The sequence below is a fragment of the Variovorax sp. WS11 genome (assembly GCF_010499245.1).
In the GTDB taxonomy this organism is placed as follows: Bacteria; Pseudomonadota; Gammaproteobacteria; order Burkholderiales; family Burkholderiaceae_C; genus Variovorax.
Genome location: NZ_JAAGOW010000005.1, coordinates 376,322 through 402,056, shown reverse-complemented (window position 1 = coordinate 402,056; position 25,735 = coordinate 376,322). Strand labels below are relative to the sequence as shown.

The window sequence follows — 25,735 nt, the reverse complement described above, 5'->3', positions numbered from 1 at the left end:
CTCCTAAAGTCCACTGCACCTCAACAGCCACACCAGGGAATTCATCTTGTTTGTCCTGAACGATCTCCCGACGCAAATCGATACGGCGCTCCTCGATCTGCTTGCATCCGCCGAACCGGCCGTGATCGGGCATTTCCGGCATACCGGCTTCATGACGCCGGCCATCCGGGCGCACTTCCAGGACCGCCGCGTCGCGGGCACGGCCGTCACGGTGCGCGTGCCGGGCATGGACGGCTCGATGGTGCACTACGCCCTCGGCCAGGCACGGCGCGGGGATTTCATCGTGATCGATCGCTGCGGCGACGAAACGATCGCAACCCTGGGCGGAGCGGTCGCCTACGCGGCCAAGGTCGCCGGCATCGCCGGCATCGTCGTCGACGGCTTGGTCACGGATCTCGGTGAACTGCGCCAGTACGGCGTGCCCGTCTGGTCCAAGGGCACGTCCGCCGTCACCGTGAAGAGCCTGGGGCTCGGCGGCGAATTTTGCGTGCCGGTCACCTGCGGCTCGGTCGCGGTCCGCCCGGGCGATGCGATCCTGGCGGATGAGAACGGCGTTCTCGTCCTGCCCGTCGCCGACATCGAGGCAAGCGCAAGGCGCGCCCTGAAGATGATGAGCGACGAGAAGCTCACGCTGAAGCGGCTGGACGGCGGCGAGAAGTACCCGGACATCATGGGCACCTCGGCCCTGATTGCCAAGGCCATGGGAGCGCAGGCATGAAGCTGGCTTCGCAGATCCTCGCCGAAGGCTTCCCGAGCCTGGTCTCGATGAGCGAGATGCTGCGCTCCGGCGTGTGCACTTCGGTGGATCTCACCGAGTACGCGCTGAAGCGGATCGAGCAGCTGGATGGCCGGCTGCACGCCTTCGTCGGCGTCTACGCGAAGGAGGCCTTGCTGGCAGCCCAGGCTGCGGATCAAGAGATCCGCTCCGGCCACTGGCTCGGGCCGCTGCATGGCATCCCGGTCGCATTGAAGGACAACGTCGACCTGCGGGGCCGGCCCAGCACGGCCGGCTCGACGCTGCTCGCAGGCGAGCTGGCCACGGCCAACGCTTGGATCACGCAGCGCCTGCTGGAGTGCGGCGCGGTCATCGTGGGCAAGACCCACATGGTCGAGTTCGCGCTGGGGGCCTGGGGCGCCAACGAGTACATGGGTGCGCCGCGCAATCCCTGGGGCGGTACGGAGCACCTTTCCCCCGGCGGCTCCAGCAGCGGATCCGCGGTGGCGGTCGCGGCCGGCATGGTGCCGCTCGCCATCGGCACCGACACCGGCGCGTCGGTGCGCGTGCCTGCATCGCTGTGCGGCGTGACGGGATTCAAGCCCACGATCGGGCGGCTGCCGAGCGAAGGGGTCGTGCCGTTGAGCACCACCCTCGACAGCGTCGGCGTGCTCACGCAAACCGCCGAGGACGCGGCCCTGATGTTCGCCGGCTTGACGCGCGACGCGCAGGCCTTCCCGGCATCGGAGCTTCAGGCAGGCGCCAACCCTTCGCTGCAGGGCTTGCGCGTCGGTTATCTGGCGACGGCGGACCTCGAGGGCCTCCAGCCCGAGATCCATCGCGCTTACACACGTGCCCTGGATAGCTTTCGCGAACAGGGAGCGCAGCTTCGGCAACTCGTGCTGCCGACCACCTTCGACGAGATCGCCGATGTGTCGAGCACCATCATGCTGTCCGAGGCCGCGGCGAGCTGGGGCCATCTCGCCGCCGATGAGTCCTTGAAGATGGATCCCTCGGTGCGCCCCCGCATCCTTGCCGGTTCCAGGTTCACTGCAGCGAAGTATGTGGCGGCCTGCAGAAGGCGCGCAGAACTGAAGCGTCTGTTCGCCCGTGCGTTCGGCGACCTGGACGTCTTCCTCACGCCCACTTCGCAATGGACGGCGCGCCCTCTCAAGAGCGTCGACCACACGAATCCACCCGTGCGCTACGCGCGCATCGGGAATCTCCTGGACCTGTGCGGCATTTCGGTGCAGATGGGAGAGGACGACAAGGGCCTGCCGATCGGCCTGCAGATTGCCGGGCCCACCGATGCCGATGCGCGCGTGCTCAGCGTGGCGCGCGGCTACCAGGCCTGCACGCCATGGCATCTGCGGCGCTGGGTCGCCGAGGGCAGAAGCTGATTGCCGGCTTCATCGCTCGTTCTTCAACTCAGGTCTGAAAACCATCATGAAAACTTTGATCCGCGCACTTGCCTCAGCCCTTGCCCTGGCGGCGTCCTTCAGCGGCAGCGTCATGGCCGCCGATGAGTACCCCTCCAAGCCGATCCGCATGGTCGTTCCGTTCCCGCCCGGCGGAAGCATCGACATGGTCGCCCGGCTGCTCGGGCAGAAGCTCTCGGAAGACCTGCGCCAGCCCGTGATCGTGGACAACCGGCCGGGCGCCAGCGGCAACATCGGCATGGACCTGGTGGCCAAGTCGCCCAAGGATGGCTACACGCTCGTCATGGCACCGTTCAGCGTGGCCACCAACGCGCACCTGTTCCAGAAGCTGCCCTTCGATCCGCTGAAGGACCTGGCGCCGATCATCCGCGTGGCGGATCAGCCCAATGTGCTGATCGTCAACACCACCAAGGTGGCTGCAAAGAGCCTGCCGGAACTGGTGGCCTACCTCAAGGCCAACCCCGGCAAGCTCAGCTTCGGCACCTCCGGCATCGGCAATCCCCAGGACCTGTCGGCGCGCATCTTCATGAGCGCCACGGGAACCGACATGGTCAACGTTGCCTACAAGGGCGGTGCGCCGGCACTCGCCGACCTCGTCGGCGGGCATGTCGACCTCATGTTCGAGACCTCGCCCACGGCCGTGCCCTATGTGAGGAGCGGCAAGCTGAAGGCGCTGGCCGTCACCAGCGACAAGCGCCTGCCGACGCTGCCCGACGTGCCCACGGTCGCCGAGGCCGGCATTCCGAACTTCAAGGCGATCTACTGGATGGGACTGCTCGCCCCCGGCGGCACGCCGGCGGCCATCGTCCAGAAGCTGAATGCAGCCACGCAGAAAGTGCTGTCGGCGCCGGACGTTCAGAAGCAGCTCACGGAGATCAGCCTGTATCCCGCCGGCGGCTCGGCTGCGGAGTTCGCGGCCCTCATCCGATCGGAGTCGGAGTTCTACGCCAAGCTGATCAAGGACCTCAACATCCCTCAGCAGTAGCCGGCGCCCGCAAGCGTTCTCCGATCCCTGCCCTCAACCTGGACCGCATCATCATGATTTCGATCGCCCGTCGTGCACTGGCCCTGGCGCTGGTGGCGTGCACACCGCTTGCCGCATCGCTCGCCTCCGCCAGTGATTTCCCGAGCAAACCCGTTCGCATCATCGTCCCGTACCAACCCGGCGGGTCGACCGATGCGATGGCCCGAATGATCGGCCAGAAGCTTTCCGAACGCTTCGGGCAGCCCGTGGTCGTCGAGAACAAGCCCGGCGCCTCGGAGCAGGTGGGGGCGGTGACCGTCGCCAAGTCGCCGGCCGACGGCTATACCGTCATGCTGGCGACGACGATCGGCCTGGCGATCAATCCCTCGCTCTTCAGCAAGCTGCAGTACGACCCCACGAAGGATTTCGCTGCCATCCTGCCGGTGTCCAGGATCGCCAGTGTGGTGGTCGTCAGCCCGCAGCTACCGGTGAAGAACATGGAGGAGCTGACGGCCCACCTGAAGGCACATCCCGGAAAGATCAGCTACGGCTCGGCCGGCAGCGGCGCGCCCAGTCACCTGGCCATGGAGCTCTACAAGCGGGCGGCCGGGGTCCATGCGGTCCATGTTCCCTACAAGGGAGGCGCGCCCGCCCTGCAGGACCTGATGGCCGGCAACATCGACGTCATGATCGCCCTCGTCTCGGAGGCCATGCCGCTGGTCAAGGCCGGCAAGCTGAAGGCACTGGCCGTCACGTCGCCATCGCGCAACCAGCGCTATCCCGAACTCGCGCCCGTTGCCGACTCCCAGGGCATGAAGAATTTCGAAATCTACCTCTGGTACGCCATGGTGGCGCCTGCCGGCACGCCGAAGGACATCGTCGAGAAGCTGAATCAGTCCATCAACGCGGTCCTGAACGAGAAGGACATGAAGGACCGGCTGGCCGAGATGGACATCGAGCTCGTCGGCGGCGCAGCGTCCCGCGTGGCGCCGATCGTGAGCGCCGAAGGCGCGAAGTGGAAGAAGGTCATCGACGAGGCCGGGATCAAGGCCGACTGATCCAGCCCACCCCACAGCGCGATGAGCTCTCGCATTCATTCCTGCGGCACAGGCGGTCTCCTGCTGGACGTTTCGGACGGGCCGTTCAGCCTTCCGACGCAGAAGCGCCTGTGGTCCTTCACCGGGGAGGCCGGCCGGCTGCGGCAGCTGGAAGGCGTGGGCAGCGCGGTGCTCGGCGTCAACAACGTGCTGGTCAGCTTCGACCCGCTGCAGGTTCGCCCGGAGGCACTCGCCGCTGAGGTGCAGCAAGCGTGGGAAGCCTCGCAGCCCTGCGAAGAAAGCGGACGCCTGCTGGAGGTGCCGGTTGCCTACGACATGTCGCGCGGGTCCGAGCTGGAGGGCGTGGCCAGGCATGCCGGACTTGGCGTGGAAGAGGTGATCCGGCTCCACGCGTCGGCGGAGTATCACGTGGCCTGTATCGGATCGGTTCCCGGTTTCGCTTACCTGGTCGGCCTGCCGCCGGGGCTTGCCATGCCGCGGCACACGACGCCACGCCCCCGCATCCCCAAGGGGACGGTGGCGATCGGCGGCTCTCAGACCGGTGTGATCCCGATGGACATGCCTTCGGGCTGGCATGCGCTGGGCATGACCGAGCTCCACATGTTCGATCCCTCACGCGCCGAACCCTGCCTGCTTTCGCCGGGCGATCGCATCCGCTTCACCGCGCGAGGCGCGAAGCCATGATCGAGATCCTCAGCAACGGTGCATTGAACCTCGTGCAGGACCTCGGGCGGTCGGCGCATCTTGGCCTCGGCGTGAGCGGCGCAGGCGCGATGGATGGGCCGGCGCTCTCGATCGCGAACTGGATGGTCGGCAACGATGCCTCGGCAGCGGGCATCGAGATCAGCATCTTCCCCTTCAAGCTCAAGTTCCACGAGGCTGCGTGCTTTGCGTGCACGGGGGCCGTCGCGACGCTGGAACTCCGGGAGCGGAAGCACCCGAGCTGGTGGGCGGCGCAAGCCATGGCGGGCGATGTGCTTATGATCGCGCCGCCTTCGCAGGGCGCGAGGGTCTACCTGGCGATCGCAGGCGGGATCGACGTGCCGCCGGTTCTCGGGTCGCGTTCGACGGACTTGAAGAGCGGCTTCGGAGGGCTGGAAGGCCGCGGCTTGCGCAAAGCGGACCGGCTTGCGCTGGGTGCGGCAGGCGGTCGGGGCAATGCACCTTCGTTCGGCATCGCTCCGCCCTCCCGGTTGCACTTTGTCGACGAGATGACGGCCGGCACGGTGAGGATCCGCGTGCTTGCCTCGGCCGAATACGAGCACTTCAGTGAGGACGCGCGCTCCGCGTTCCAGCGGACCGAGTATCGACTCACACCCGATTGCAACCGGCAGGGCTATCGCCTCGATGGCGAAGCCCTGAAGACAAGGCACCCCCTGGAACTGCTTTCGCACGGCATCGTGCCGGGCACGGTGCAGGTGCCGCCCTCCGGGATGCCGATCGTGCAGATGGCCGAGGCGAACACCTGCGGCGGCTATCCCAAGATTGCCAACGTCATCGATCCGGATCTCTGGCGGCTCGCCCAGCTTCGGCCCGGGCAGCGCGTTCGGTTCGAGCTGGTGGACCACGAGGCCGCGGTGGCCGTCATCCGCGAGCAGGACCGCGAGCAGGACCGCATCCGGCAGGGCCTCGCGCTCATGGCGCATCGTCCATGAGCACCACCATTTCTCAAGACCATCAAGGAAGCACCCATGAATCCAACAAGCGCAAGGCGCTCCGTGGACCTGAACTCCGACCTGGGCGAAGGCTTCGGCGCCTGGAAGATGGGCGATGACAACGCCATTCTCGAGATCGTGAGCTCCGCGAACGTCGCCTGCGGGATGCACGCCGGCGACCCGCACATCATGGCGCGGACCTTCGCGCGCGCCAAGGAGCTCGGCGTGGCGGTCGGAGCGCATCCCGGCTACCCCGACCTCTGGGGCTTCGGCCGTCGAGAGCTGCCTTTCTCCGCAGCGGAGATCGAGCAGTTCGTCGCCTACCAGGTCGGCGCCGCCAAGGGGGTGTCGACCTATGTGGGCCACCCGATCACCTACGTGAAGCCCCACGGCGCACTGGGCAATCTCTCGCAGGTGGATGAGACGGTGGCAGGTGCCATCGTGCGGGCGATGGCCGCCGTGGATCGCGAACTGGTGCTGCTCACCTTCCCCGACGGCCACGCCACGCGCATCGCGAAGGAGATGGGGCTGCGCACCTGTGCCGAGATCTTCGCCGACCGCGCGTACACCGCCGAAGGCCGGCTGGTGTCGCGCAAGTTGCCCGGCGCGGTCCTGGATGATTGCGAAGAAGCTGCCGCGCGCGTGCTGCGCATGGTCGATGCAGGCGGCGTGGAAACCATAGACGGAACACTGCTGCCGATGGAGATCGGATCGATCTGCGTGCACGGAGACAGCCCCGGCGCCATCCAGATGGCCGCGGCGATCCGGACGCGGCTCACGGAGGCCGGCATCGCCATCAAGTCCTTCGCGTGACGCGAGATGATCGCTGAACTGGTGGACATGATGCTGCTCGCCGTGCGGGGCAGCAGCGTATCGGAGATCGAGCAGCACGCGGACGGCCATCGCCTGCGCCTGGTCCGCGACCTCGGGCAGCAGGGGATCGTGGCCGAAACACCGCAAGCTGCAGCGCCGGCGATGGTCGAGGCCGATCCGGTCGAGAACGAACGCAAGGAGATCGTCCGGGCGGGCATGCACGGCACCTTCTACCGCGCGTCGGCGCCCGATCAGCCGCCACTCGTCGAGCTCGGCCAGCGCGTGGAGGCCGGCCAGCATCTGGCCCTGATCGAATCCATGAAGATGCTGCACGCGGTGGAGACGGATCACGGCGGCCGGGTGGCCGAAGTCCTTGCCAGCAGCGGAGCCCCGGTCGAGCCGGGCGCGCCCCTGTTCGTGATCGATACCGGGGAGAGCCGCGATGTTTGATACCGTGCTGATCGCGAACCGCGGCGAGATTGCGCTGCGCATCCTGCGGGCGTGCCGCCTGCTCGGGCTCAAGACCGTGGCGGTGTATTCGCAGGCGGATGCCGAGCTCAGGCATGTCGCACTCGCCGACACGAGGCTGTGCATCGGACCGGCGCCTGCAGCCAGCAGCTACCTGGACCCGGCGCTCCTGATCCGGGCTGCGCAACTGACCGGCGCGCAGGCGGTGCATCCCGGATACGGCTTTCTCTCCGAAAGCGCGCGATTCGCCCGGGCCGTCACAGACGCCGGCCTGGTGTTCATCGGTCCGAGCGCGGAGGCGATCGGCCGCATGGGCGACAAGATCAGCGCCAAGCGCGCGATGCTCGCCGCTGGTGTGCCGTGCGTGCCGGGGTCGCAGGACGCGCTCCCGGAAGACGCGCAGACCCTGCGCAGCATTGCAGGCTCGGTCGGCTTCCCCCTGATCATCAAGGCCGCCGCGGGCGGCGGTGGACGCGGCATGCGCGTGGTGCGTGACGCGGCGCAGCTGGAGTCCGCCGTGGCGATGACGCGCGAGGAGGCCTTGCGGGCGTTCGGCAGTGGGGAGGTCTACATGGAGCGTTTCCTGGAGCACCCGCGCCATGTCGAGATCCAGGTCCTGGCCGATGCGCACGGAAATGCGGTCTGGCTCGGAGAGCGCGACTGCTCGATGCAGCGCCGGCACCAGAAGATCATCGAGGAGTCGCCGGCACCCGGCATCCCGCGCGAGCGCATCGAAACGCTGGGCGCGCAGTGCGCGCATGCCTGCCGCGAGATCGGCTATGCCGGTGCGGGAACCTTCGAGTTTCTCTACGAGGACGGCGAATTCTTCTTCATCGAGATGAATACGCGCGTGCAGGTCGAGCACCCGGTGACCGAACTGGTGACGGGCATCGACATCGTGGTGGAGCAGCTGCGCATCGCCCAGGGGCATCCGCTGTCGTTCACGCAGGCGGACGTGCAGCCCAGGGGACATGCGATCGAGTGCCGCATCAATGCGGAGCATCCCTGGCGCTTCACGCCATCTCCGGGAACGGTGACCCATTGGGTGCCGCCGGCGGGTCCCGGCGTGCGCGTGGAATCGCATCTCCAGGCCGGCTACACGGTGCCGGCGCACTACGACTCGCTCATCGCGAAGGTCCTCGTGCATGCGAGGACCCGCGATGAAGCGCTTGCGCGCATGCGCGTGGCGCTCGACGAGATGGTGGTGGAGGGCATCGAGACCACGACGCCGCTGCAGCGCAGGCTGATGGACGAGGCGGGCTTCGTCGAAGGCGCGACCGACATCCACCACCTGGAGCGCTGGCTTGCCGCGGCGAACGAAGGGACCACGACATCATGATCACCGGCAGCGAACTGCACCGGGTCGTCCAGCGTCTTCAGGGCAGCGACGCGACCTTCTTCGAATACGAAGGGCCGCAGGGCATCCTTCGACTGCGTTTCAGCAGGCAACCAGGCACGAAACTGCCGAGCGATCGCGACGCGCGCGCTACCGTCCAGGCTCCGCCCGGCACGGGCGAAGCATCAACGCCGCTGAGGTCCCCGGGCATCGGGTTTCTCTGTGTCAAGCACCCCTTGACGGGGCTCGAACCGGTCCGGGAAGGAGAACCGGCGAGGCAGGGCCAGATCCTGGCATTTCTTCGCACCGGCGATGTGCTGACGCCGGTGGTGGCCGATCGCGACGCCGCCGCAGTCCGGCCGGTCGCACAGGACGGGGCGCTGGTCGGGTACGGCGACGTGCTGTTCGAGCTGGGCTGAAAGCGGCGCCAGGTGGCGGCAGCTGATCTTCCCCCGAATCGGCCTACCGCCCGCCTTTCGGCGCACGCTGCCGAACCTGGTCCCGAAGGACCTCGAGCGCGATCGTGAGGGAAGGATTGACCCGGCTCGTGCTCCAGGCGGCAGCGTTGGTCACGACCTCCACCTTCTCGGCGAGTGCTTTGATCACGACGTTCTCGGGCGCCAGCCGCCTCAATCCGGAGGGCACCAGGGCGATGCCCTGTCCGCAGCCGACGAAGGCCACTTGCGCGGCGACGCTGCGGACATCATGGAGGATGCGCGGCGAGAAGCCGTGCTCCCGGCAAACGGCAATGATGCCGTCGAAATACACCGGGCTGACTCGGCGGGCGAACATGATGAAGGCCTCGTCGGCCAGGGAACGGAGCTTGATCCGCGTGCTTCCTGCAAGCCGGTGGGAGACGGGGAGGGCGACGGCGAGGCGGTCGTTGGCCAGCGTGATGGAATCGATGGACTCGCCCAGTTCGCCCTGCAACCTCGCAAAGGCAAGATCGACGTCACCGTCGATGAGTGAAGGGATGGCCTCGGCACTGTCGATCTCACGCACGGCAATGGTCAGGCGCGGGTGCAGTGCCCGCAGCCGATCCAGATACGGAGGAAGGATCTCGACCATGGCCGACGAGATGGCACCGATGGTGAGCGTGCCCGTCTGGCCGGCCGAGGCCTCGCGGACCGCGAGCTCCAACTGTTCCATCTGGTCGACGAACTTGCGCACGGCCGGCAGGATGGCCTGCCCGATAGGCGTCAGCTGCGCACCGCGCCTGGACCGCACGAAGAGCTGGGCCTTCAACGAATGCTCGAGCACCTGGATTTGCTCGGTCAATGGGGGCTGCGACATGCCCAGCCGCTTGGCCGCGCGACCGAAATGCTGCTCCTCGGCAACGGCGAGGAACAGCCACAGATGGCGAACAAGGCGGAAGTTGATCATGCGGGTTCCATAGCTTCGTCGTATCAAGATATTCCTGACATCGGAATTTACAGAACGATGGACCGCGAGGAAAGTACCGCTCCGGAGACTTCCACTCAATCACGAATACCTGACGGGAATACCGAAGATGCCAATGAACAGCGAGTTCGCCAAGTCCACGCTCACGCTCGATGTCGACGGTGTCGAATTGGAAGTGGCAGCCATCCACCGCGCGGGGCCGCTCGAGCCGATCGTGTTCCTCCACGGATTCGGTTCCACCAAGGAGGACTACGCCGACATCGTCCGCTACAGCGCGTTCGCCGGGCATCCGTTTCTTGCGTACGACGCGCCCGGCTGCGGGGAGACCCGCTGCGCCGACCTGTCGCGAATCTCGATTCCGTTCCTGAGCGAGACGGCATTGGCAGTGATCCGGACCGTCGGATTCGAGCGCTTCCACCTCGTCGGACACTCGATGGGCGGGCTCACGGCGTTGATGCTGGCCCATGCGCATCCGCATCGGATCCTCAGCTTCGTCGACATCGAGGGCAACATCGCTCCCGAGGACTGCTTCCTCAGCCGGCAGATCGTGGACCACCCGCGGGAGAACGCCGAACAGTTCTTGGACGATTTCATCGAACGTGCTCGTCACGCGCCGGCCTACGCCAGCGCGCTCTATGCTGCCAGCCTGCGGCACAAGGTTCGGGCGGCGGCGGTGAGGGGGGTCTTCGAGTCGATGGTCGAACTGTCCGACAACGCAGGACTGGTGGAGAAATTCCTCGCCCTCCCGTGTCCCAGGATGTTCATGTACGGCGAGCAGAACGCGTCGCTGTCCTATCTGCCGCACATCCAGGCGCAAGGCGTTCGACTGTCCGAAATTCCTCGCTGTGGACACTTTCCGATGTACTCCAATCCCACCTTGATGTGGCAGGAGATCGGCGAGTTTCACGCAACCAGCGCGCCCGCGGACCGAGCCAGCGGCCCTCGGGCCGGTTCCCGGAGTCGATCGCTCGCCGCGCCTCCTTGACGAGCAGCGCGCGTGCCGCCCCGTGGGGCGATCGGAGGGGGTGTGCCAGCGGTCGTCGTAGCGCATTCCGGAGATCGGCTAAACTAACAAGACTTAGTCCGACCCCTCACGCAGGCCCCTCCATCATGCAGACGATCAACATCCATGAAGCCAAGACGCACCTGTCGCGCATCGTCGAGCGCGTGGCGCGCGGAGAGTCTTTCGTGATCGCCAAGGCGGGGAAACCGATGGTCAAGGTGGTACCGCTCGATGCGCCGGAACCTTCGCCGCCCAAGCGCCTTGGATTTCTTGCCGGTCAGGTGCAGGTGCCGGACGACTTCGACACGATGGGTTCGGCCGAGATCGAACGCCTGTTCGGCATCATCCCATGAGACTGCTTCTGGATACGCACCTGCTGCTGTGGGCAGCGGGGGCACCGAAGCGGCTTTCCGCTTCGACGCGCAAGGCGATCGAGTCGCCTGACAACAGTCTTTTCTTCAGTGTCGCGAGCATTTGGGAGATCGTCATCAAGCGCGGGTTGGATCGGTCGGACTTCCAGGTTGATGCGCATCTGCTGCGGCGCGGCCTGCTGGACAACGGCTACGCCGAACTGGCGATCACAGGGGAACATGCGCTGGCCGTGGAAGGCTTGCCACCCATCCACAAGGACCCGTTCGACCGGCTGTTGGTTGCCCAAGCCACCGCTGAAGGCATGACGCTCCTGACCTCCGATGCGAACGTTGCACTCTATCCAGGACCCATCCGCAAGGTATGAGACCGGAATAGCTTGTCGAATCAGCGCCCGGCGCCGTCGAGCAGCGCGATCTCTGCCAGAAGATCGTCGAGCGCGATCTTCACGAAGTCCAGCGTAGGCTGATGGACAAGCCGACCATCGCTGATCTGTGCAGCGACATTCGCGATCGCGACATGCTGCCGGACCACCGGCCTGGCCAGAGTCGCCGCCAAGGCATCGCGGATCTGCGCCTGCGCGCGCACGCCGCCGGCGGTGCCGGGCGAAGCGGTCATGACCAGCGCCGGCTTGCCCTTGAGCGGCGAGGCGAAGCTGGGACGCGACGCCCAGTCGATCGCGTTCTTCAGCACCCCCGGCATGCCGTAGTTGTATTCGGGTGAACACAGGACGATCCCGTCAGCCTGCGAGATGGCTTGCTTGAGCCCGGCGACCGCCGGGGGCGGCGTGGCCCCGTCCAGGTCGGCGTTGTAGAGCGGGATCTCATCCAGCAGGAAGAGCTCGATGGATGCCGAGTCCGGCAACAGCCCCTGAAGGCTGCGAAGCACCGCCGTGCAGTTCGATTGGCTTCGAATGCTGCCGGAGATGCCGAGCAGACGGGTGCGGGTGGTTGAAGTTCGTTGGTGCATGGTCACTGGTGTTTTACAAATATTGAAGTTTATGCATAAAATGCGGCAAATGCACAGATAAGAGCAACCGCGCACCGCAGGAGACATCATGCTCAAGGTCAACCGGCCCACGCCTTCGCACTTCGGAATCTTCGTCACCGACCTGGAACGGATGGTGGCCTTCTACACCGAGACCTTCGACCTCACGGTCACCGATCGGGGCGAGGGGCGGACTTTCAGGAACAAGCTGGTCTTCATGAGCGCCAGCGCGGACCAGCATCATCAGCTGGTCCTGGCCTCCGGCCGGCCGGCGGATGCGAAGTTCAGCACCGTGATGCAGATCTCCTTCGTGGTGCCGGGCATCCAGCACCTGCGCGACATCTCGGCCCGCGCGGCCGAACGAGGCGCCAGCGAGATTCGCGGCCTCAACCACGGCAATGCGCTGTCCGTCTACATGCTCGACCCGGAAGGCAACACGGTGGAGATCTATGTCGATACGCCGTTCTATGTCGCGCAGCCCCACGGCGACCCGCTGGATCTCTCCAAGGACGACGAGACGCTGATGCGCGAGACGGAGGAGGCCTGCCGCCGAGACCCCACCTTCATGCCGCTCGTGCAGTGGCAGGCGCAGTTCGAAGCCAAGGCGCCTGCGCCTACCCCACCCGCTGCCTGACGCTCGCGGCAGGCCTTCTTCACCACTCATCTCAACTGGAGTTCCCATGAAGCTTTTGTCATTCGTTCATCAAGGCCGCGAAACCTGGGGTGCCGTCGTCGGTGACGGCGTCGTCGACCTCGGCGCCGCGCGCCCCCAGCACGCGAGCCTGGCCGAGTACATCGCCTCGGGCGAGTACACGCAGGCGGCGCAGCACGTCGAAGGCCTGCCGGTCGCCGCCAAGCTGGCCGACATCCGCTTCCTGCCCGTGATTCCGCGTTCCGAGAAGATCATCTGCGCGGTGCGCAACTACATGGACCACCACCAGGAAGTGCTGGCCGCGGGCATGCAGCGCGAGCTGTCGGAGCAGCCGCCGATCTTCCTGCGGGTCTGGCGTTCGCAGTGCGCGCACAACGAGCCGATCGTGCGCCCGCACGTCTCGGAATCGCTGGACTGGGAAGGCGAGCTTGCCGTGATCATCGGCAAGGGCGGGCGCAACATCGCCGAGGCGGACGCCTTCGACCACGTGGCAGGGTATGCCTGCTACAACGACGGCAGCGTGCGCGAGTGGCAGTTCCACGCCAAGCAGATCGCCTCGGGCAAGAACTTCGAATCGACCGGCGGCTTCGGCCCCTGGATGGTGACCGCGGACGAGATCGAGCCCGGCCGCCAGCTCAAGCTGGAGACGCGGCTCAACGGCGAGGTCGTGCAAACCAGCCACACGGGGCACATGATCTTCAGCATTCCGAAGCTCATCAACTACGCCTCGACGATCTTCACGCTGACGCCCGGCGACGTGATCGCGACCGGTACGCCGGCCGGCGTCGGCTGGAGCAAGAAGCCGCCGCGCTTCATGAAGCCCGGCGACGTGTGCGAGGTGGAGATCGAGGGCATCGGGGTGCTGCGCAACCCGATCGTCCAACAGGACTGAGGCTTTCCGCAGGTGGCCGCTAACGGATGCGGCCGCATCCCAAAAGAACATCGGAGACAAGCACCATGCGGCGCAGACAGTTCGTCGCCGCAGGCCTCACCCTGGCCTGCGCGGCACCCCTCACGGCTTCGGCCCAGGACTTCCCGGACAAGCCGATCAAGATCTACCAGGGCTTCGCCGCCGGCGGCAACGCCGACACGATCGCGCGCGTGATCAGTGCGGAGATGAGCAGAGGCCTGGGCCAGCCCTTCGTGGTCGAGGCCCAGACCGGCGCAGGTGGAACCATCGCGGCGACGACCGTGGCGCGCGCCCGGCCCGACGGGTACACGCTGCTGCTGGCCACCGGCGGGCATGCGGTGGCGGGGGCGCTCTACAACAAGCTCAACTACCAGACCGTGTCGGACTTCCAGATGATCTCCACGGTCACCTTCTTTCCGTTTTTGCTGGTGGTGCGTGCCGATTCGCCCTACCGCAGCCTCGCGGAGCTGCTCGCCGCCGCCCGTGCCGATGCGCGCAGCGTGTCCTACGGCTCGGCCGGCATCGGCTCCACGCATCACCTGGCGGGGGAGCTCCTGGTCAAGAGCGCAAAGGCCGAGCTGCTGCACGTCCCCTATCGCGGCGATGCCGCCGCGGTCACGGCGCTGCTCGGCGGCGAGGTGCCCCTGATCGTCGCGCCGCCGACGGCGGTGATGGCCAACATCAAGGCGGGCAAGCTCCGGGCGCTGGCCACCACCGGCGCGCAGCGCTGGAGCGCGATGCCCGAGGTGCCGACGGTTGCGGAGCAGGGCGTCGCGGGCTACGACGTCAGCTCCTGGGCCGGCTTCATGGCGCCGGCCGGCACGCCGCGCCCGGTGGTCGAGCGCCTGCGGGCTGAGGCACTCAAGGCCCTGCAGGTGGCCGCCGTCCGTGCACGCCTGGAGGACATGGGCGGCGAAGCGCGCGGCAGCACGCCGGAAGAAATGACCACGATGGTGAGCGCCGAGCTGAAGCGCTGGACGGCCGTCGTGAACGATGCACACATTCCAAGGCAATGAGGTTTTCATGTCCCTGATCGAAATCCGCAAACGCAGTCTCGCCATCGAGACCATCTACCACGAGGGCGGGCCGCCGGTGGAGACGCCCCTGAAACTGGCCGCTGCCTGCGCGGTGATCCGCAACCCCTATGCCGGGCGCTATGAGCCCGACCTGATGCCCTTCATGGCCGAGCTGCGCTCCCTGGGGACGCTGCTGGCCACCGAGCTGGTCGAGACCCTCGGGCGCGACAAGGTCGAGGTCTACAGCAAGGCCGCGATCGTCGGCATGAACGGGGAGTTGGAGCACGGTGCGGTCTGGCACGAGGCCGGCGGCTGGGCCATGCGCGAGGTGCTGGGCGAGCCGAAGGCGATCGTTCCGTCGTCCAAAGCGGTCGCGGCGACCGGCTACCGGATCATGGTGCCGCTGCACTACATCCACGCGGCCTACGTGCGCAGTCACTACAACTCGATGGAGATCGGCATCCAGGACGCGCCGCGGCCCAACGAGATCCTCTTCGCGCTGGTGATGGGCACCGGCGGCCGCGTGCATGCGCGCCTCGGCGGGTTGACGAAGGACCAAGTGTCCGTGCACGACGGGCAGCGCTGAGGCAGGCTGTTCGAACACCATGAAGGCCATTCAACTCCAGGCGCCCGGCGGGCCCGAAGTGCTGCAACTCGTCGAGCTGCCGCTGCCGCAGCCCCGGGACGGGGAAGTGCGGGTCAAGGCCATGGCGATCGGCGCCGGCGGGCCCGACGTCCTGATCCGCAACGGCACCTACAAATGGATGCCCCCGATGCCGGCGATTCCCGGCAACGAGATGGCCGGCGTCGTCGATGCGATCGGCCCCGGCGTGAGCGCGCTCCAGGTCGGGCAGCGCGTGCTCGTCAGCGCGCGTGAACTGGCGCAGCGCGGCGGCTGCTATGCCGAGGCCATTTGCGTGCCCCAGGCCGCGCCCTTCGTGCTTCCGGATGCGATCCGCTTCGAGGACGCCGTGAGCCTCGGCAATTTCCAGCTCGCGCTGGCGATGCTGTCGAGCAACGGCAATTTGCCGGCGACCGCCATCCTGGTGCCCGGCGCGGCTGGCGGCGTGGCAACGGCGCTGGTGCAGGTCGCCCGCGACCGCGGCTTGCGGGTGATCGGGACCGCCTCGACGCCGGAAAAGAGAAGCTTCGCGCTGGCCAACGGCGCGCACGAAGTCGTCGAGAGCGACCCGCAGGGCCTGACCGAGAAGGTCATGCAGCTGACGGATGGCCGCGGCGTCGACCTGGCCTTCGACCATCTGGGCGGCGAGCTCTTCATCGCCTGCCTGCGTGCCCTGGCGCCCTGCGGCATGGTGGTCTCCTACAACATCGTCAACGGTCCGCCTGCCGGCGACGTGTTCGAGGAGCTTCGCAAGCTGCTGGGCAGGAGCCTCGCAGTGCGCACTTTCTCCATCCACGCCATCGATGCGGATGCGAGGCAGCGGCGGGGCTTGATGGAGTCCGCCATCGCGCTCATGGCCGAAGGCCGCGTCCGTGCGCCGAAAGTCACGTCCTTCCCGCTGTCGCAGGCGCGCCGTGTGCACGAGTTGCTCGACCGCGGAGGGATGCCGGGAAAGATCGTGCTGCTGCCTTGACCGCCTCTGCGAGGTGTCTTCACCTCTTTGCAAGCTCCGTACGATCATGCATAAAATCGATCGTATGAACTCACTCATCGCAGCCGCCGCCGAGCCCTCGACCCCTCTCGCGGAGCAGGCTTTCAGGAGCCTGCGCCGCGACGTCCTGACCGGCTTGTTCGAGGCGGGCAGCAAGCTGAAGCTGGACGACCTGCAGGGGCACTATGGCTTCTCCAGCAGCCCGCTGCGCGAAGCGCTGAGCCGTCTCGCACAGGAAGGCCTGGTCAAGGCGGATGAGCGCAGGGGCTTTCGCGTTGCACCGATTTCCGCCGAGGACCTGGCCGACATCACGCACATGCGGCTGATGCTCGATGTGGAGGCACTGCGCAGTGCCATCGAACGGGGTGACGACAGCTGGGAGGGCGCGATCGTCGCCGCCTTCCACAGGCTGGAGAAGGTCGAGTCTCGCCTGAGCGATGGACCCGTCATCCTGGACGAGGAGTGGAGCGAGCTGCATCGGAATTTCCATGCGGCACTGATTGCCGCCTGCGCCTCCGAACGCCAGCGCCTGTGGAGCGCGAGCCTGTTCGACCAGGCCGAGCGTTACCGGCGATTTTCGGCGCGCCACCGGCAGGTCGGCCGGCGCAAGTCCAACGAGCACCGCAAGATCATGGAGGCCACGCTGCGCCGCGACGCCGACACCGCCTGCGCGCTGCTCGGCGAGCACATCCTCGGCACGCAGCGCAACGTCGAAGCCGCCATGCGCCGCGCCGTCGCCGCGTGACGATGCCGGATCGACCCCGGCGCAGAAAGCCCGGCAGCGGCCAGTCCATTTGGACTGGCGCCCTCGTTACCCGCCGATTTCGTCGGTTTGGTCACACCGGGATTGGCGAGCTCGGGGCAAACTTGCTTGCATGCGCAAGGCATTCCTACTTCTGATCTGTGCCACGGTGGCAGCTTGGCTCGTCTTTACCTTCGGCTTCGGCATGCTGGTCTCGGTCAGCGCAGCCGCCGTGGCCGCCTTCCTGTTCTCCAGCAGGCCCGTGCGTGAGCCCGACGCCGCCAGGTGCAGCCAAGCGACCACCCACCACACGACCCGGTTGACGAGTCTCTAGGCCGAAGTTCCCCACCTCTGTAGTCACTCCAACGGCGACAAGTGCTTGTCGCTGCTGATGAATCCTCCTTCTGGGAGGATTTTTTTGGATGCTACATGTAGTCACTAAATATACTTGACAACTGATGGTGCTTGGGCTAGATTGCTGCCCATGGCAGCCCGCACAGGTACCGCTCACGTCGTCACTACGACGCGCACCTACAAGGACCAGGTCTATCGCACCCATCTGCTGCGGCGCAGCTACCGCGAGGACGGCAAAGTCAAGAACGAAACTCTGGGCAACCTGTCGCACCTGCCCGATGAACTCATCGAGATCATCCGGCGTTCGCTGCAGGGCGAGACCTTCGTGCCCGTGGCCTCGGCGTTCCAGATCACGCGCTCGCGCCCCCACGGCCATGTGCAGGCGGCAAGCGCCGCGATGGCCAGCCTGGAGATGGCCTCGCTGCTGGCCTCCAAGCCGTGCCGCGAACGCGACCTGGTGCTGGCGATGGTGGTCGCGCGCATCGTCGCCCCGCACACGAAGCTCGCCACCACCCGCTGGTGGCACACCACGACACTGGCCGAGGACTTCGGCATCGCACAGGCCGACGAGGACGACCTGTATGCGGCGATGGACTGGCTGCTCGAGCGCCAGGATCGCATCCAGAAGAAGCTCGCCTCGCGCCATCTGAGCGCTGGCGCCCTGGTGCTGTACGACCTGTCCTCCAGCTACTTCGAGGGCAGCTGCTGCCCGCTGGCCAAGCTCGGCTACAGCCGCGACGGTAAGAAGGGCATGCTGCAGGTCAACTACGGCCTGCTCACCGATGCGCGCGGCTGCCCGCTAGCCGTGTCGGTGCACGAGGGCAATGTCGCCGACAGCCTGACTTTGCTGCCCGAGGTCCAGCGGCTGCGCGAGGACTTCGGCGTCGAGCAACTGGTGATGGTGGGCGACCGCGGCATGATCTCCAGCAAGGCGATCCAGGAGCTGCGCGAGACCGAAGGCGTGGGATGGATCAGTGCATTGAAGAGCGTCTCGATTCGCGCGCTGGTCGAGCAGGGCCACCTGCAGTTGGGCTTGTTCGACGAGCGCAACCTGCTCGAGCTCAGCTCGCCGGACTATCCCGGCGAGCGCCTGGTGGCGTGCCGCAATCCGGAGCTTGCCAAGCTGCGCACGCACAAGCGTGAGGAACTGCTCGCGGCCACCGAGGCCAACCTCCAGAAGATCAAGGCCCGGGTGGATGGCGGCAAGCTCGCCGGCCAGGACGAGATCGCGCTGCGCGTGGGCAAGGTGGTCAACCAGTACAAGATGGCCAAGCACTTCGAGCTGGCCATCGGCGAGAACGCCTTCACCTTCGCGCGCAAGACAGACGCCATTGCCGCCGAGGCGGCGCTGGATGGCATCTACATCATCCGCACGTCGGTGAGCGCGGCGCAGATGGACTCGGCCGACTGCGTGCGCAACTACAAGTCGCTGGCCAACGTCGAGCGCGCGTTCCGCTCGCTCAAGACCATCGACCTGAAGGTGCGTCCGATCCACCATCGCACCGCCGATCGGGTGCGCGCGCACATCTTCCTGTGCATGCTGGCCTACTACGTCGAGTGGCACATGCGCGAGGCTTGGGCGCCGCTGATGTTCGCCGACACCGAGCAGCTCGCCAAGGCCACGCGTGACCCCGTGGCACCGGCTACGCGCTCCAAGGCGGCGCTGGCCAAGGCAGCGCGCCACACCCTGGACGACGGCACGCCCGTGCACAGCTTCTCTACCCTGATGGCCGAGCTCGCCACCATCGTGCGCAATACCTGCCGAACCCCACAGGCTGGCCCCGAGGCGCCCACCTTCGAGCTCCTCACCAACGCGCAGCCGCTGCACCTGCGCGCGCTCGCGCTCGTGCAAAACATCAAACCGTAGACAGAAAACTTCCTCGCCAACTCAAGCAAGTGCTTGAGTCACAAGGGAATCTCGTCCGCCGCTTCGGGGAACTTCGGTCTAGGCCCGTCGACCTTCCGGTGGGACAGGGTCGCCAGCCTGGCGCCTCTCGAGACGCGGCCCCACGACCTTGACGTTCTGAAGCTCGAGGACGAAACGCATTTGCGGACCTCCGGCGACAAGCTGGAGCTTGAGCCGCGCCGCGATCCTGTCGCAGCGCAGATGAACGCCGGCCCACCTCGCCACTGCGTCGCGGACGGACAGGGACGCCATCTCGAAGCTCAGGCCGCTGCCGACGGCTTCCGAGTGGAGGCGGATCGCATTGCGACCGTCGGCGCGCCCCTCGGTGTGGGCCTGTACGCCGGGCATGGCAAAAAGTCCGTCGCTGAGCTGCACCTCACCCGAGAGCGCGGTGCGTTCCAGCAACAGGCGCGCCTGTTGCGTGAGCCCCTGGCTCTGGCCACCACCGGCCTGGCGCAGCAGCGCCTCGGCAAAAGCCTGCAACTGGAGCTTGCCGCGCTCGGAGACCCACGGGCTCAGCAGGGCGCCGCGCCGCTCGAACTCGACACCCATGAGCGGCGCCGACGCAAACTGATAGAGGTAGCTGCGCCCGTTCGGGGCGTCCACATAAAGCCCGAGCCGGCTCACGCCCATGCGTGAATCCGGTCCCACGTGCTCGACGGTGGCGTCGTTGAAGTCGATCCGGCCATGCCGTATCGGCACCGTGACCTCGGCGTCGAACAGCAGGTGCGCGTCGGTGATCTCCCCGCGAATCGTGCCGTCGGCGCTTGCTAGTGGACCGAGGCACCAGGTGCCGGGCGCTGCCTCGCCTGCCGCGATGCCGGCAGCCGGCGCCGCGCCGCTGCGCCCCTGAAAGACGTCCAGCACCGCCTTGAGCTGCGGCGGCAGGATCAAGGGGCCGTGCAGCTTCACGCCCGAGAGCTCGGCTTCCGCCGCCTCGACGGCGGACAGATGCGGCATGCCGGCCTCGATCCGCACCTGCCCCGCCAGCTTGTGCACGACGACGTGGCCGATCTCCAGCACCAGCGGTCCCGACGCAAGCCGGAGCGCCTTCGCCTCGAGTTTCCGGATACCGAGCTCGATCGCGCCCTCGTGCCTGGGCCCCCAGCTGACACCTTCGAGCGAGCAGCGATTGCCCGCGGTCTCGTCGGAAGATCCGAGCGCCAATCCGAGCACGAGATCGACGAGGGAAGCCGCGGGCGGGACGGTCATGGGCAAGCGTTGTACCAGACATCGGGCCGGGCCTCGGCCCCGCTCCTGTAGCGTCCTGCAGCACTTGGCGGTTGCGAAACGCACCCGTCGCAGGCACGATGTCGCTGCGCTGCGGAGAACTCCCGAGCCCGCCTGCCGGCGCCGGGGCTCCGGCTGACTAGTCCCACGGGAATTTCACCACCCATGTTCTTCCTCTGGCCCGAGTACCTCTGGTTGCTGCTGGCGCTCGCGCTGCTGCCGGCGGCGTACCTCTGGCTCCTGAACCGCCCGGGCAAGGCGGCCTTGCGCTACAGCAGCGTGGGCATCGTGCGCGCGGCGGCGGCCGGCCGCCAATGGCGGCGGCACCTGCCCCCCGCGCTGTTCCTGCTCGCCTGCTCCGGCTTGCTGATCGCAGCGGCGCGACCCGTGGCGCGGGTGCCCCTGCCGTGGGCGCGGTCATCGATCATCCTGGCCATGGACGTGTCGCTCAGCATGCGTGTCAGCGACGTCAAGCCGACCCGGCTCGAGGCCGCACAGGAAGCGGCCAAGCTGTTCCTGCGGGACCTGCCCAAGGAGATCGAGGTCGGCCTCGTCACCTTCGCCGGCAGCAGCCAGGTCACTCAGCGCGCGACGCTGGACCGCGCGCCCGTGATCGCGGCCATCGACGGCTTCCAGATGCAGATGGGTACGGCGGTGGGCAACGCGATCGTGCTGTGCCTGGCGGAGCTGTTTCCGGATCACGGCATCGATCTTGGCGACATGAGCTTCGGCAGCAAGCCGCAGGGCCGCAGCCTGGACGACAAGGCGAAGCCGCCGCCCAAACCCTTCACGCCGGTGGCGCCCGGCTCGTACGATTCCGCCGCGATCATCCTGCTGAGCGATGGCCGCCGAACCACCGGCGTCGATACCCTGGCCGCGGCGCAGATGGCCGCGGAGCGCGGTGTCCGCATCTACGTGGTGGGGCTGGGCACGGTGGACGGCGACGCTTCGACGCCGGACGGCATGGCCATCTACATGAAGCTGGACGAGCCGACCCTGCGCGAAGTCGCGCGGATGACCGGCGGCGAGTACCACCATGCCGGCACCGCCGAGACGCTGCGCAGCGTCTACGAAAAGCTCGGCTCTCGCGTGCAGGTGCTGACCCGTGAAACCGAGCTCGCCGGTGTGCTGGCGCTGGTCTCTGCCGTGTTTGCGATGACGGCGGGAACGCTGTCGCTGCTCTGGTTCGGGCGAATCGGCTAGCGGCAACCGGCCTCCGGCACCCTCAGGACGCTCGCTGTTCAAGCAAACGCTTCAACGCTGCAAGGTCCTGGCGCACATGCGCCACGTCGGCGTCGAAGCTCTCCTGGCTGGCGCCCTCCGCTCGAAGCACGACAAAGGTCAACAGGCTCCCCCCTCCACAGGGTGTGACCCGGAGCGCGTTGTGGACGCTGACCCCGTCCGGAAGCGTGACGTCATGGTCGAGCACGCCAAATGAATTGGCGGGCGCCATCGCCACTTTGACCTGACCCATTGGCGAGTCGGCCACCCATTCTCCGCCCCGTTGCTCTATACCCTTGGCCAAGCCGGACGCCCAGAGGGGCAGATTCTCCATCTGCCGCGCAAATGCGTAGACCCTGTCCGCAGGGACATTGACCGTCTGGGTGACCACCGTCGCTTCGCGCAATGCCGACATCTGGGGCCTCTCTTCCTGAATTGCCGCAGGGGCCAATGTACCGCTGCTGACGCCCTTCGCGGCCGATGCCTCCTCAGCCGATCAGCCGCGCGAGGGTGCTTCGCAGCATGTGCGTTCGAGCGGTCCACGCATCCTCGGGCCCGCCCATGACGACTCGCCCGGTGATGCCGCGCGCCTGGAACTTCAATCCTTGAAGCAGTGCGAGGAACAGCCGGTTGAGCTCGTAGACGCCATCTGCCGCAGGCCCTCCTTCAGCCTCTTCATTTCCTCAGGACCGAGCCGAAGTCTCAGTCTTTCGAGCTCGGCGAGGTAGCAGGGCAACATCAACGTCGCAGTCAGGGCGTGGATGTCTCCGGCGCGCATGAGATAGAGCTTGCAGGCGGCGATGTCACGACAGAGTTCGAGCGCCCGCTGTGCTCGATCGAGGGTGGGGTAATCAGGATGCATGCGCCGAAGATAAAACCTCAAGTCAACTTGAGGTCAAGGGCCTGAGCCGAGAAATTTGTCACGCCCCGTGGCCCCAGGGTTTTCCCCAAATCACCGGTCCGGCGATTCGGACGGGCGCCTCGCCCCGCATCCGGATCATCGGCAGTGCACCCGACTCCCTCTCATTTCATCTCTCATGAAATCAACGACTTAGCGCGCCTTGGGTGGCGCGCGCCGCGTGGCACATCGATTGCTCAGTACTCAGGCCTGACCGCGTCGCCCGATGCGGATCACGGCCATGACACAGGAGACAAACCGATGAGCACCATGGGTGACCTTGACCCCACGGAAACTGGCGAGTGGATCGACGCGCTCGGCGCGGTTCAACAACACCGCGGCAGCGAGCGCGCGAATTTCCTCTTGAACCGCCTCGTCGACGAGGGCCGCCGCGACGGCGTGTACGTGCCCCGTTCGCTGAACACGGCCTACAAGAACACGATCCCTCCGGAGAAGGAAGAAAAGTCCCCCGGCAACCGCGAGATCGAGCACCGCCTGCGCTCCATCATCCGCTGGAACGCGATGGCGATCATCCTGCGCGCCAACAAGGATTCGTCCGAACTCGGCGGCCACATTGCGAGCTTCCAGTCGGCGGCCACGCTCTACGACATCGGATTCGGCCATTTCTGGCATGCGGCCACCGACACGCACGGCGGCGACCTGCTCTTCATCCAGGGCCACAGCTCGCCCGGCATCTATGCGCGCGCTTTCCTCGAAGGGCGCCTGAGCGAACAGCAGCTGCTCAACTACCGCCAGGAGGCCGAGGGCAACGGCATCCCGTCGTACCCGCACCCCTGGCTCATGCCCGACTTCTGGCAGTTCCCCACCGTCTCGATGGGCCTGGGCCCGCTGATGGCCATCTACCAGGCGCGCTTCCTCAAGTACCTGCAGGGACGCGGCCTCGCCGACACGGCGCCGCGCAAGGTCTGGGCCTTCATGGGCGACGGCGAGATGGACGAGCCCGAATCGCTCGGCGCCATCTCGCTCGCAGGGCGCGAGAGCCTGGACAACCTCGTGTTCGTCATCAACTGCAACCTGCAGCGCCTGGACGGCCCGGTGCGCGGCAACGGCAAGATCGTGCAGGAACTGGAGAGCGTGTTCCGCGGTGCCGGCTGGAACGTCATCAAGGTGCTCTGGGGCAGCGGCTGGGACGCACTGCTCGCCAAGGACAAGAGCGGCAAGCTGCTGCAGCGCATGGAAGAGTGCGTCGACGGCGAGTACCAGGACTTCAAGAGCAAGAGCGGCGCCTACGTGCGTGAGCACTTCTTCGGCAAATACGACGAGACCAAGGCCCTGGTCGCCGACATGAGCGATGAGCAGATCTGGGCCCTGACCCGCGGCGGCCACGACCCCGAGAAGGTGTTCGCCGCCTATGCTGCCGCCGTCAAGCACAAGGGCCAGCCCACGCTGATCCTGCCCAAGACGGTGAAGGGCTACGGCATGGGCGAATCCGGCGAAGGCCAGATGATCGCCCACCAGGCCAAGAAGATGACGCAGGACGCGCTGCGCGGCTTCCGCGACCGCTTCCAGATCCCCGTGTCCGACGAGGAGCTGCCCAACGTGCCCTTCATCCGCCTCGCCGAGGACAGCCCCGAGATGCAGTACCTGCGCGAGCGCCGCGCCGCGCTCGGCGGCTACCTGCCGCAGCGCCGCCGCAAGTCGGTCGCGCTCGAGATCCCGCCGCTGGCCACCTTCGAGCGGCTGCTCAAGGACACCGGCGAGCGCGAGATCTCCACCACCATGGCCTTCGTGCAGATGCTCGGCACGCTGGTGCGCGACAAGGCCATCGGCAAGCACGTGGTGCCCATCGTGCCCGACGAGTCGCGCACCTTCGGCATGGAAGGCATGTTCCGCCAGCTCGGCATCTGGTCCTCGCTCGGCCAGCTCTACAAGCCGCAGGACGCCGACCAGCTCATGTACTACCGCGAGTCGAAGGACGGGCAGGTGCTGCAGGAAGGCATCAACGAGGGCGGCGCGATGTCCAGCTGGATCGTCGCGGCCACCTCGTACAGCACGAACAACGTGCCGATGATCCCGTTCTACATCTACTACTCGATGTTCGGCCTGCAGCGCGTGGGCGACCTCGCCTGGCTGGCCGGCGACATGCGTGCGCGCGGCTTCCTGCTCGGCGGCACCGCGGGGCGCACCACGCTCAACGGCGAGGGCCTGCAGCACGAGGACGGCCACAGCCATATCCTGGCCGGCACCATCCCCAACTGCGTCTCGTACGACCCGACTTTCGCCTACGAGGTGGTGGCGATCGTGCGCGACGGCATGCGCCGCATGTACGCCGAGCAGGAGGACGTCTACTACTACATCACTCTGATGAACGAGAACTACCCGCACCCCGGCATGCCCGAGGGCAGCGAGGCGGGCATTCTCAAGGGCCTCTACCAGCTCAGCGACGGCGGCAAGACGCCGAAGAAGGGCCAGCGCGTGCAGCTCATGGGCAGCGGCACCATCCTGCGCGAGGTGATGTTCGCGGCCGAGCTGCTCCAGAGCGACTTCGGCATCGCCGCCGACGTGTGGAGTGCCACCAGCTACAACGAGCTGCGCCGCGACGGCATGGCCGCCGAACGCTGGAGCCGGCTGCACCCCACCGAGCCCGCGCGCAAGAGCCACGTCGAGCAATGCCTCGAAGGGCACGACGGCCCCGTGATCGCGGCCACCGACTACATGCGCAACTACGCCGACCAGGTGCGCGAGTACGTGCAGGCCGCGGGCCGGCGCTACACGGTGCTGGGCACCGACGGCTTCGGCCGCAGCGACTACCGACGCAAGCTGCGCCGCTTCTTCGAGGTCGACCGCTGGCACGTCGTGGTGGCCGCGCTCAAGGCGCTGGCCGACGACGGCGCGATCAAGCCGGCCGTCGTTGCCGACGCGATCAAGAAGTACGGGCTCGATGCCGAGTGCGCCGCCCCCTGGACCGTCTGAGGCACGACAACATGAGCGCAGCGCCGGGCCGCCCCAAGCAAGCTCGCACCG

Annotated in this window: 27 protein-coding genes and 1 pseudogene; 23 read left to right on the top strand and 5 right to left on the bottom strand. The window is 66.9% G+C overall.

Annotation, left to right across the window (positions count from 1 at the left end; translation table 11 throughout):
* Nucleotides 1-46: 46 nt before the first annotated feature.
* Genes GXN78_RS36410 through GXN78_RS36365 form a run of 10 tightly spaced genes read left to right on the top strand, consistent with a single transcriptional unit; the run spans nt 47 to nt 8,867 of the window.
* Nucleotides 47-718 (top strand): 4-hydroxy-4-methyl-2-oxoglutarate aldolase, encoded by a 672-nt coding sequence (locus tag GXN78_RS36410; protein ID WP_106556213.1) that lies wholly within the window; start codon nt 47-49, stop codon nt 716-718.
* A complete protein-coding gene (locus GXN78_RS36405; RefSeq protein ID WP_106556212.1) occupies nt 715-2,115 on the top strand; it encodes an amidase in 1,401 nt (466 codons plus the stop codon). The genes GXN78_RS36410 and GXN78_RS36405 overlap by 4 nt, the downstream gene beginning before the upstream one ends.
* A 46-nt stretch (nt 2,116-2,161) precedes the next feature.
* Nucleotides 2,162-3,139: a tripartite tricarboxylate transporter substrate binding protein gene (locus tag GXN78_RS36400; protein ID WP_106556211.1), complete on the top strand. Its 978-nt coding sequence runs from the start codon at nt 2,162-2,164 to the stop codon at nt 3,137-3,139.
* 53 nt (nt 3,140-3,192) lie between these two features.
* Complete coding sequence (locus GXN78_RS36395) at nt 3,193-4,176, top strand: tripartite tricarboxylate transporter substrate binding protein (protein WP_106556210.1); 984 nt, start codon at nt 3,193-3,195, stop codon at nt 4,174-4,176.
* A 21-nt stretch (nt 4,177-4,197) separates the two neighbouring features.
* On the top strand, nt 4,198-4,860 hold the full coding sequence (pxpB, locus tag GXN78_RS36390) for a 5-oxoprolinase subunit PxpB (RefSeq protein WP_106556209.1): 663 nt from the start codon (nt 4,198-4,200) through the stop codon (nt 4,858-4,860).
* On the top strand, nt 4,857-5,831 hold the full coding sequence (locus GXN78_RS36385; protein WP_106556208.1) for a biotin-dependent carboxyltransferase family protein: 975 nt from the start codon (nt 4,857-4,859) through the stop codon (nt 5,829-5,831). The genes pxpB and GXN78_RS36385 overlap by 4 nt, the downstream gene beginning before the upstream one ends.
* A gap of 36 nt (nt 5,832-5,867) precedes the next feature.
* Nucleotides 5,868-6,644, top strand: coding sequence for a 5-oxoprolinase subunit PxpA (locus GXN78_RS36380; RefSeq protein ID WP_106556207.1), 777 nt, complete (start codon nt 5,868-5,870; stop codon nt 6,642-6,644).
* Nucleotides 6,645-6,650: 6 nt separating this feature from the next.
* Entirely contained in the window at nt 6,651-7,094 is a 444-nt protein-coding gene (locus GXN78_RS36375; RefSeq protein ID WP_106556206.1) for a biotin/lipoyl-containing protein, read from the top strand.
* Nucleotides 7,087-8,451 (top strand): acetyl-CoA carboxylase biotin carboxylase subunit, encoded by a 1,365-nt coding sequence (accC, locus tag GXN78_RS36370; RefSeq protein ID WP_106556205.1) that lies wholly within the window; start codon nt 7,087-7,089, stop codon nt 8,449-8,451. Before GXN78_RS36375 ends, accC begins: the two co-directional genes overlap by 8 nt.
* The gene (locus GXN78_RS36365) at nt 8,448-8,867 is read left to right on the top strand and encodes a hypothetical protein (RefSeq protein ID WP_106556204.1); all 420 of its coding nucleotides are present in this window, start codon (nt 8,448-8,450) and stop codon (nt 8,865-8,867) included. The genes accC and GXN78_RS36365 overlap by 4 nt, the downstream gene beginning before the upstream one ends.
* 43 nt (nt 8,868-8,910) lie before the next feature.
* Here the strand turns inward: GXN78_RS36365 and GXN78_RS36360 are convergent, their stop codons facing one another.
* Nucleotides 8,911-9,831 carry a LysR family transcriptional regulator gene (locus GXN78_RS36360; protein ID WP_106556203.1) on the bottom strand — a complete coding sequence of 307 codons (921 nt, stop codon included), beginning with the start codon at nt 9,829-9,831 and terminating at the stop codon, nt 8,911-8,913.
* A gap of 133 nt (nt 9,832-9,964) precedes the next feature.
* Between GXN78_RS36360 and GXN78_RS36355 the strand changes: the two genes are divergently transcribed.
* The 3 genes from GXN78_RS36355 (at nt 9,965) to GXN78_RS36345 (ending at nt 11,588) form a co-directional block, all read left to right on the top strand.
* A complete protein-coding gene (locus GXN78_RS36355) occupies nt 9,965-10,834 on the top strand; it encodes an alpha/beta hydrolase (protein WP_106556202.1) in 870 nt (289 codons plus the stop codon).
* A gap of 125 nt (nt 10,835-10,959) precedes the next feature.
* On the top strand, nt 10,960-11,205 hold the full coding sequence (locus GXN78_RS36350) for a type II toxin-antitoxin system prevent-host-death family antitoxin (RefSeq protein WP_106556201.1): 246 nt from the start codon (nt 10,960-10,962) through the stop codon (nt 11,203-11,205).
* Nucleotides 11,202-11,588, top strand: a complete 387-nt coding sequence (locus tag GXN78_RS36345; RefSeq protein WP_106556200.1) for a type II toxin-antitoxin system VapC family toxin — start codon at nt 11,202-11,204, stop codon at nt 11,586-11,588. Before GXN78_RS36350 ends, GXN78_RS36345 begins: the two co-directional genes overlap by 4 nt.
* Nucleotides 11,589-11,608: 20 nt before the next feature.
* Here GXN78_RS36345 and GXN78_RS36340 read toward each other — a convergent pair whose 3' ends face one another.
* On the bottom strand, nt 11,609-12,190 hold the full coding sequence (locus GXN78_RS36340; RefSeq protein WP_106556199.1) for an NAD(P)H-dependent oxidoreductase: 582 nt from the start codon (nt 12,188-12,190) through the stop codon (nt 11,609-11,611).
* An 88-nt stretch (nt 12,191-12,278) separates the two neighbouring features.
* Here GXN78_RS36340 and GXN78_RS36335 point away from each other — a divergent pair, with 88 nt between their 5' ends.
* The 8 genes from GXN78_RS36335 to GXN78_RS36300 all read left to right on the top strand — a co-directional run bounded on the left by GXN78_RS36335 (nt 12,279) and on the right by GXN78_RS36300 (nt 19,362).
* Nucleotides 12,279-12,842, top strand: coding sequence for a VOC family protein (locus tag GXN78_RS36335; protein WP_106556198.1), 564 nt, complete (start codon nt 12,279-12,281; stop codon nt 12,840-12,842).
* Between the two features lie 46 nt (nt 12,843-12,888).
* Nucleotides 12,889-13,752: a fumarylacetoacetate hydrolase family protein gene (locus tag GXN78_RS36330; RefSeq protein WP_106556197.1), complete on the top strand. Its 864-nt coding sequence runs from the start codon at nt 12,889-12,891 to the stop codon at nt 13,750-13,752.
* Nucleotides 13,753-13,817: 65 nt separating this feature from the next.
* Nucleotides 13,818-14,786: a tripartite tricarboxylate transporter substrate binding protein gene (locus GXN78_RS36325; protein ID WP_106556196.1), complete on the top strand. Its 969-nt coding sequence runs from the start codon at nt 13,818-13,820 to the stop codon at nt 14,784-14,786.
* A gap of 7 nt (nt 14,787-14,793) precedes the next feature.
* Nucleotides 14,794-15,372 (top strand): amino acid synthesis family protein, encoded by a 579-nt coding sequence (locus GXN78_RS36320; protein WP_106556195.1) that lies wholly within the window; start codon nt 14,794-14,796, stop codon nt 15,370-15,372.
* A 19-nt stretch (nt 15,373-15,391) separates the two neighbouring features.
* On the top strand, nt 15,392-16,381 hold the full coding sequence (locus GXN78_RS36315) for a zinc-dependent alcohol dehydrogenase family protein (RefSeq protein WP_106556194.1): 990 nt from the start codon (nt 15,392-15,394) through the stop codon (nt 16,379-16,381).
* Between the two features lie 46 nt (nt 16,382-16,427).
* Entirely contained in the window at nt 16,428-17,144 is a 717-nt protein-coding gene (locus GXN78_RS36310; RefSeq protein ID WP_106556193.1) for an FCD domain-containing protein, read from the top strand.
* A 130-nt stretch (nt 17,145-17,274) separates the two neighbouring features.
* Nucleotides 17,275-17,475, top strand: coding sequence for a hypothetical protein (locus GXN78_RS36305; protein WP_106556192.1), 201 nt, complete (start codon nt 17,275-17,277; stop codon nt 17,473-17,475).
* Between the two features lie 150 nt (nt 17,476-17,625).
* Complete coding sequence (locus GXN78_RS36300) at nt 17,626-19,362, top strand: IS1634 family transposase (protein ID WP_164255907.1); 1,737 nt, start codon at nt 17,626-17,628, stop codon at nt 19,360-19,362.
* Nucleotides 19,363-19,440: 78 nt separating this feature from the next.
* On the opposite strand, the gene GXN78_RS36295 is transcribed toward GXN78_RS36300, so the two are convergent.
* Nucleotides 19,441-20,613, bottom strand: coding sequence for a hypothetical protein (locus GXN78_RS36295; protein ID WP_106559905.1), 1,173 nt, complete (start codon nt 20,611-20,613; stop codon nt 19,441-19,443).
* A 183-nt stretch (nt 20,614-20,796) separates the two neighbouring features.
* Between GXN78_RS36295 and GXN78_RS36290 the strand changes: the two genes are divergently transcribed.
* Entirely contained in the window at nt 20,797-21,834 is a 1,038-nt protein-coding gene (locus GXN78_RS36290) for a VWA domain-containing protein (RefSeq protein WP_106559904.1), read from the top strand.
* Nucleotides 21,835-21,856: 22 nt separating this feature from the next.
* On the opposite strand, the gene GXN78_RS36285 is transcribed toward GXN78_RS36290, so the two are convergent.
* Both GXN78_RS36285 and GXN78_RS36280 read right to left on the bottom strand, forming a co-directional pair.
* Complete coding sequence (locus tag GXN78_RS36285) at nt 21,857-22,267, bottom strand: SRPBCC family protein (RefSeq protein WP_106559903.1); 411 nt, start codon at nt 22,265-22,267, stop codon at nt 21,857-21,859.
* 109 nt (nt 22,268-22,376) lie between these two features.
* Nucleotides 22,377-22,493 (bottom strand): annotated as a pseudogene (locus GXN78_RS36280) (arylamine N-acetyltransferase); the annotation flags it as partial.
* 518 nt (nt 22,494-23,011) lie between these two features.
* On the opposite strand from GXN78_RS36280, the gene aceE reads away from it, so the two are divergent.
* Nucleotides 23,012-25,684: a pyruvate dehydrogenase (acetyl-transferring), homodimeric type gene (gene aceE, locus GXN78_RS36275; protein WP_106559901.1), complete on the top strand. Its 2,673-nt coding sequence runs from the start codon at nt 23,012-23,014 to the stop codon at nt 25,682-25,684.
* Nucleotides 25,685-25,735 lie beyond the last annotated feature (51 nt).